This window comes from Pontibacter pamirensis, from assembly GCF_010015475.1.
GTDB lineage: Bacteria > Bacteroidota > Bacteroidia > Cytophagales > Hymenobacteraceae > Pontibacter > Pontibacter pamirensis.
This window is the reverse complement of the sequence record NZ_SSNI01000031.1, coordinates 75,793-82,338: the sequence shown is the minus strand read 5'-3', so window position 1 is coordinate 82,338 and position 6,546 is coordinate 75,793. Positions and strand designations below refer to the sequence as shown.

The 6,546-nt window shown below is 48.5% G+C and carries 9 protein-coding genes; 6 read left to right on the top strand and 3 right to left on the bottom strand.

Annotated elements, in window-relative coordinates; all coding sequences use genetic code 11:
• Positions 1–216: 216 nt before the first annotated feature.
• The 5 genes from E1919_RS20435 to E1919_RS20415 all read left to right on the top strand — a co-directional run bounded on the left by E1919_RS20435 (position 217) and on the right by E1919_RS20415 (position 2,962).
• On the top strand, positions 217–723 hold the full coding sequence (locus E1919_RS20435; protein WP_162055275.1) for a hypothetical protein: 507 nt from the start codon (positions 217–219) through the stop codon (positions 721–723).
• An 18-nt stretch (positions 724–741) separates the two neighbouring features.
• The gene (locus tag E1919_RS20430; RefSeq protein WP_162055274.1) at positions 742–1,173 is read left to right on the top strand and encodes a GNAT family N-acetyltransferase; all 432 of its coding nucleotides are present in this window, start codon (positions 742–744) and stop codon (positions 1,171–1,173) included.
• Between the two features lie 275 nt (positions 1,174–1,448).
• The gene (locus E1919_RS20425; protein WP_237144714.1) at positions 1,449–1,886 is read left to right on the top strand and encodes a hypothetical protein; all 438 of its coding nucleotides are present in this window, start codon (positions 1,449–1,451) and stop codon (positions 1,884–1,886) included.
• Positions 1,870–2,559, top strand: coding sequence for an SCO family protein (locus tag E1919_RS20420; protein WP_237144712.1), 690 nt, complete (start codon positions 1,870–1,872; stop codon positions 2,557–2,559). The genes E1919_RS20425 and E1919_RS20420 overlap by 17 nt, the downstream gene beginning before the upstream one ends.
• Positions 2,546–2,962, top strand: coding sequence for a c-type cytochrome (locus E1919_RS20415; RefSeq protein ID WP_162055273.1), 417 nt, complete (start codon positions 2,546–2,548; stop codon positions 2,960–2,962). The genes E1919_RS20420 and E1919_RS20415 overlap by 14 nt, the downstream gene beginning before the upstream one ends.
• Positions 2,963–2,980: 18 nt before the next feature.
• Here the strand turns inward: E1919_RS20415 and nudC are convergent, their stop codons facing one another.
• Together nudC and E1919_RS20405 are read right to left on the bottom strand one after the other, a co-directional pair.
• Positions 2,981–3,919 (bottom strand): NAD(+) diphosphatase, encoded by a 939-nt coding sequence (gene nudC / locus E1919_RS20410; protein ID WP_162055272.1) that lies wholly within the window; start codon positions 3,917–3,919, stop codon positions 2,981–2,983.
• Between the two features lie 138 nt (positions 3,920–4,057).
• The gene (locus E1919_RS20405) at positions 4,058–4,561 is read right to left on the bottom strand and encodes a cupin domain-containing protein (RefSeq protein ID WP_162055271.1); all 504 of its coding nucleotides are present in this window, start codon (positions 4,559–4,561) and stop codon (positions 4,058–4,060) included.
• 351 nt (positions 4,562–4,912) lie between these two features.
• On the opposite strand from E1919_RS20405, the gene E1919_RS20400 reads away from it, so the two are divergent.
• Positions 4,913–5,113: a hypothetical protein gene (locus E1919_RS20400; protein WP_162055270.1), complete on the top strand. Its 201-nt coding sequence runs from the start codon at positions 4,913–4,915 to the stop codon at positions 5,111–5,113.
• A 15-nt stretch (positions 5,114–5,128) separates the two neighbouring features.
• Here the strand turns inward: E1919_RS20400 and E1919_RS20395 are convergent, their stop codons facing one another.
• Positions 5,129–6,490 (bottom strand): vanadium-dependent haloperoxidase, encoded by a 1,362-nt coding sequence (locus E1919_RS20395; protein WP_237144710.1) that lies wholly within the window; start codon positions 6,488–6,490, stop codon positions 5,129–5,131.
• Positions 6,491–6,546 lie beyond the last annotated feature (56 nt).

Here is a 6,546-nt window from a genome sequence, read left to right as displayed (position 1 = left end):
CAATGTCCCATTGCGAGTCAGTGAGTCTCTTGTATTGAGATTGCATAAGCTTTTGAGTTTGGTTACCCATTGCTTACGCACTGACTCGCTCTTTTTTGCTAATCCTCTAAATTTAAACATGCTCTAACATCCTTTCATAGTTGTAGTACTCAGCTTATTTAAGTAAACTTACTACGGTTTGCTGTAGTCGTTTTAAAGCAGCATCCGGCACAAAGAATGGAAAACGGATACGATAGAAAGACCGGCTATGTCTTTGGTGGCGCAAGCAGCTTCTGGTTTGTGTTTGTAGCAATTGCACTCGTTGTCTGCCTCAGCCCCTTGTTCATAGAGCAGGAAAATTCCCTCATCAAAACTCTGCTGATTGGTGCTGCTGCTTTACTGCTAGGCTTGTTTCTTCGGTTCACTTTTTATGGCACCCAAATAGATTCGCAAAAAAGAAGAGTAAGGGAATACACCTCCCTGTTAGGCTATAGGAAAGGAGAGTGGAAAGACTTACCAGACCTGAAGAAACTCCGCCTCACCTCTAACAGCTATAGCTACCGAAATACACCCAATGGCATATCCCCGACGATGCGGTACACCGGCACCGTTTACACCATCTCTCTTTTCTCTTATACTGCCACTCCTGACTACGTAATTAAAACAGTGAACAAAAAAGAGGCCTTGCAGGACGCACAGGCCTTAGCTAACATTCTTCATTTAGAAGTGGAGGAAAGGCTGTAAAATTTTAAAGAACAGTGCATGCAGGTTTCCATCAGGAAAGCAGCATCAAAAGATGCCGCCGCTATAAATTACCTCTCCTGGCAATTAGGCTACACACCAACTATTGAAGCGACAGCAGAATGGATGAGCGCCATCATTGCAGAAAAGACCCATTGTGCCTTCGTTGCCGAGGCTTCAGGAGAGGTGATTGGCTGGGTTCATGCCTTCTGCGCCATCCGTTTAGAATCAGAACCTTTTGTGGAGATTGGTGGCCTGGTGGTAGACTTAAATGCCAGAGGGATTGGGGTTGGCAGAAAACTGATTCTGCAGGTGATGGTGTGGAGCGCACAATACCCTGTGACTAAAATTAGGGTAAGAACAAATACAGCCAGGGTCGAAACACACCAGTTTTATCAGAACTTCGGGTTCAAAGAAATCAAAGAGCAAAAGGTTTTTGACCTGAAATTATAGTGCATATTGTTCTTGAAAGTCCCTTTAAGAGATACGACAGCAGTCCGCTCTTTAACCATCCTTTGTAAACACAGCAAACTAAACTTGTTCTTGCCAGCATGCAACCATACCTTTGCAGTGTGTTTTGTTAGAATAAAAAAGAACGGTTTTCACTATCTCCTTGCCCGCAACAGGCAGGTATAATAACAACATAAAAAAGGAGGTGAAAACAAGTCGTTCTTATTCCACTAGAACTAAACCTTTTTGCCTCCTAAATCCTTTTATACCTGAAGCGAATGATGAAGAAGTACTTTATACTCCTTGTAGTGCCGTTCCTGCTGCTTACAGGTTGCAACGCAGGGCCTGCGGAGGCGACACAGCAGGAGGAACTAGAGGCGAATGTGATGACCATACACAACGATGCCATGGCCAAAATGGGTGACATTTATAAACTGCGGCGTAACTTCCGAAGCCTCCGCGATACCTTAGCAGCTCAACAGGCAGACACAGTTACCCTGCAGGCACTACAGCAGCAGATAGACGAACTAAACCAGGCGGATGAAGTGATGATGGTCTGGATGCGGAATTACAGTGCCCCGGACACCTTGCAGTACGAACAGGCGATGAATTATCTGCAGCAGGAGTTAAAGAAGATTGAGCGTGTACAAACAGTAATGGACAGCACCATACAGGCTGCCCGGCAAACATACCAGCAATATGAACAACAGAAATAATTTCTCCTTCAAAAAAAGTATACTCACTGCCGCTATGGCCCTTTCAGCTAGCTTCTTTTACAGTTGCAGCGAGAGTGGAGCCCAGGAAAAGACCTTGCCCATATTGGGTGAGCGGGAGGCTGTGGAGCGGGAAGTGAATGGACAGCTAATGGTAGACACGCTTTACCACCAGGTTCCGGATTTTGCTTTCGTAAACCAGGATAGCCAGCAGGTAACGCAGGAAACAGTATCGGGCAAAATATACGTCACAGACTTCTTCTTTACCTCCTGCCCTTCTATCTGCCCTAAAATGAAGAGCCAGATGCTGCGCGTGTACGAGGAATATAAAGGCAATCCGGATGTGCTGCTACTCTCTCACTCCATCGATCCGCAGCACGACACGGTAGCTGTACTGAAGGATTATGCTGACCGACTCGGCGTACAATCCAATACGTGGCATTTCCTGACGGGTGAGAAAGACAGCATATACGACATCGCCTCTAAATACCTTGTGGCAGTGCAGGAAGATGGTGAAGAAGCAGGTGGTGGTTTTACCCATGGTGGCCATTTTATACTGGTGGATGAGCAGCGCCGTATACGGGGCGTGTACGATGGCACAGAAGAAGCTTCTGTAGACAAGCTGCTACAGGATATTCCGGTACTGCTGAACGAGCAACAGCATGCGCAAAACTAAAGGCATAGCGGTGGTGACGGGTATCGTAGCCCTCACCACCCTTACCCAGTGCTTTACAGAGAAACAAAACGAAGGGCAGCGCCTGTACGAGGCGAACTGCCAGAGCTGCCACATGGAAGACGGCAGCGGCCTCCGCAATCTCATCCCACCCATTGCAGGTGCCGATTATCTACAAAAGCACCGGGAGGAGCTGCCCTGCCTCATCCGCCACGGCATAGAAGGACCCATGGTAGTTAACGGCCAGGAATACGACCGGCCAATGCCCGGCTTAGAGACCATGCGCACCGATAAAATCACGAACCTGCTCAACTACATCCAAACGAACTTCGGCAACAACAACGAGCGCTATACTTTGCAGGAAGTGGGCCAGTTGCTGGAGTCCTGCCCGCCGCACCAGCATTGATTGGTATTGTGGGCAGTATTAATAGCCTGTTAACTCCTCCAACTTATAAGCAGGGTCAGCATTAAACCAATCCCTGATCAGGCGGTAGGCGATGGAAATGAGTGGCGGCAGGCGCAATGATCCATCCTGCAGGCCAGCTGCCATCTCGCTTCGGGTAAACCAGCGGGCATCCTCCAGTTCATCGTTATCCAGTTTCAGGTTTCGGTTTCGTGCCACAGCGCTGAAACCCACCATAACTGAACTTGGGAAAGGCCAGGGCTGGGAGGAGTGGTAGGTAACCGTTTGCAACTCCACACCCGTCTCTTCCTGCGCCTCGCGCGCCACCGCCTGCTCCAGCGTTTCGCCGGGCTCCAGAAAACCAGCAATGGTGGCGTACATTCCCTTTGGCCACACCGCCTGCCGCCCAAGTAAGCAGGCGTCACCTTCTGAAATAACAACGATAATGGCGGTGTCTGTGCGCGGGAAGTGGTGCCTGCTGCAGGCTTTGTTCGTGCACTGCCGCACGTGCCCTGCCTGTGTGCTATACGTCACGCTGCCGCAGTTGGGGCAAAACCGGTGACGCAGGTTCCAGTGCACCATACCCCGGGCATAGGCCAGCAAGGCACTATCCGGCTGCGGCAATTCCAGTGCAGATGTCCGGAGGTCGGCCAGGCTGTAGCTTTCTCCTACAATGGTGGATAACTGCTCCTGCATTCCCTCGAAACCTAACACAAAGTATGGCACACCGTCCTCTGAACCGAGATACACCTGCACCTGCGCCAGTTTCACCAGTTCCTCCACCTCCCCTTGCTGCAGTACGGCAGCCAATTTGCCTTGCTCCGTTTCCCTGATTAAGCTCAGGGAATCGTGCATTACAAGTATGCGCGCGTCCTGCTGTTGCCAGAGCTGCTGCATCTGTTCCTCATCCGGGCGCAACTCTGAGAAACGGTTGAGGGGGTTATGTGAAAAGAAATTCATAGTAAGGTAAAATGGTGTCTATGGTGATTTATACAAAAGGCTCGCGTTACGTGTTCAATATGCAGTAAAATCAAAAGAGCCAGTCTGGGACCCAGAGTGGCTCTTTTAGTTATTTCAGAAGATGCTTTCTAAGGACGATTAACGGCCGAAATCATCCTGCACGCGTACAATGTCATCCTCATTAGAGGGGTTCTCCGCATCAGTATGCTGCCATATCTCAGCCAGCACGCCCCATTCCTTCAGCCCTACTAAACGATGGCGTTCGCCCTGTCTTAAAGTGATATAGTCGCCGGGGTCCAGTGTCTTCAGTTCGCCTTCTTCATCTGAGTCGGAAGTTACCACTCCTACTTTGCCTTCCACTGCTTTCCAAATCTCAGCGCGGCGGTGATGGTACTGCCACGACAAACGTTTCTCCGGTGCCACCACGAGGATCTTCGGGCTTAGTTTACCGGATATTTTCAGCTTGTCAACCGACATGCCTTCAAAGTAAGTGTCGGCGAATTGCTGCGCCTGGTTTTCATCAATTACAAAAAAACCACCCCATGGTCTGGTCTGGTCCTGCTTATCGATGGAGAAGCCTTGCTCGGTTAGTTTTTGTTCTATTTGCTTAAAAAGCTCCTGCTTGTCGTTTTCAGTGGGCATATTAGAATGTAGTGTTTTGTTTATTAGAAAGACAAAGGGCTGCGTTACTTTTCAGAAGCAACCATTTATTGAAGTGTAAAAGTAAAAGTATTTGTGGTTTTCTGCATAACCCGTATAAAATTTTGAGAGAGGTGCGCACTTATATATTTATGTTAGCTTGATAAATATTCGCTTGCTTTTCCAGTAAGCTATCTGAAATTGGTCTGGAAGATTTCCCTGTTGGTCTATTATTCAGGTTTCCGCTGATATATAAACCCTGTTATTTTGTACTTTATGCATGTGAATAAAAAGCGTAATTGCAGGAGACGCATCACCCAAACTTTTTTGACGATGGAACAAACAAATCAACCCATGAAGTACAACAAAGGAATACTGTTCCTTGTATCAGGTATTATCGCTATCGCTGCCTCACGCATATTAGGCGAAAGCTCAGAAGCATATGGCTTCCTGATAGGATATGGCTATACAGCCATTGTGGGTGGTATAGCAGGTCTGTTTATAGCCCTTGTGAAAAATCAGAAATTGAGGAAAAGAAATGAGACCAACTCCTGAGCAAATTTAGCGCCTTTACTCCTTTGCAGCTACAACCTTGCCTGCACGCTTACGGGTGTTGAGTTTTGACACAACATAAGCGCCAACTTGTTTGCCTTCCTCAGCGCCGTTGACAATTGCGGGCATAAAGTGAATGCCCCCGTAAAGCCTGCTCATAGCCGCTTCTTCGGCAGCCGCTTCAAAAGACTCAAAGGACCGCGCAGGCAGCCCGTAAGCTACTTCTGTTGAATCCACATAAGAAAAGGATGGTCCGTACAGGTCTGTGAGCACAACTGCTGCTGCATTGGAAATAACGCTGTGGCCGCTGGGATACTCCGGAAAGGGAGGTGTCTGGAGGAGCGGAACCCAGTTTTCGTCCACCAAGGTGTTGATAGCTGTCTCAGGCCGAACACGGTCACTTCGGTATTTCTCATCCCAGCAACTGATAAATCCATCCGCCAATGACAAGGATACGCGGGTATAGGCTTCCAGCGTCTCCATCATATCGGCATTTGCTTTGCTGGTGGCGATGCCGGTAATACCCAGCCAGTGTCCGCCAGGCGTGATTTTCTTTGTCGCGTACATCACGTGCCCTGTGGTGTGCATCACAAACGGATTGCAGTCCCAGAAACTCGCTATCTGCACCTGTTCTTCTGATAAATTTGTGGTGGTTTCATAAACTTCCATCACCTCCTTATAAAAGTCACTTTCTTTGCTGTTGCTGTACCCCACAGGTGTGGCGGGCGCAAACTGGCTGCAGGAGTCAAGCACGAAGGGGCGCAGTTTGAACCAGAAAGGCTCTATGGCATCCATGTAAGCGGGTGGCGTGGGTACCCAGTGCCCAGGAGTCTGCGACACCGTATGGCGGAAACCACGAGTTTGCTTATACCCATCTCCTGCAGCGTAAGCGATGATACTTTGGGCGGCTGCCTGTCCATATCGTATAGAGCGGAAAAATACATCTTCCGGAACGCCCATGTTCCTATACTTCTCATACAGCTGCTCTTCGTAAGCATCAAACATATTGGAGGAGAAGGTGAGGCTGCGGCTGACTGTTAGAAAAGCATTTAAACTGGCCAATGGAAAACAATAAGCAGAATCTGGTGCAGGCTGCGGTATACCTTCAAAATCAGTGAGCTGCCCTTGCAGGGACTGGTACTCCGGAAAGTCATGTAGCAGCACTTCGTAAGCGGCAATCTGTGGGTATACATAGATACGGCTGGCGACAGGCGGCGAAAAAATATCATGCGTGATTACATCTGTCAGCTTATCTACTGACTGGTGCAAAAAGGCAGGGTCAGCAGCAGCCTTTGTGTAATCAACGGGCTCATACTGGCAGCCGCTTATCCCTCCAAAAAAGAGAAAAAGGAAGCCAATAAGTATCTGTTGCTTCTTCACGTTTCAGGTTATAATTTGTTTATGCCATTTAATGTATCCGCACGCACAGTCATTTA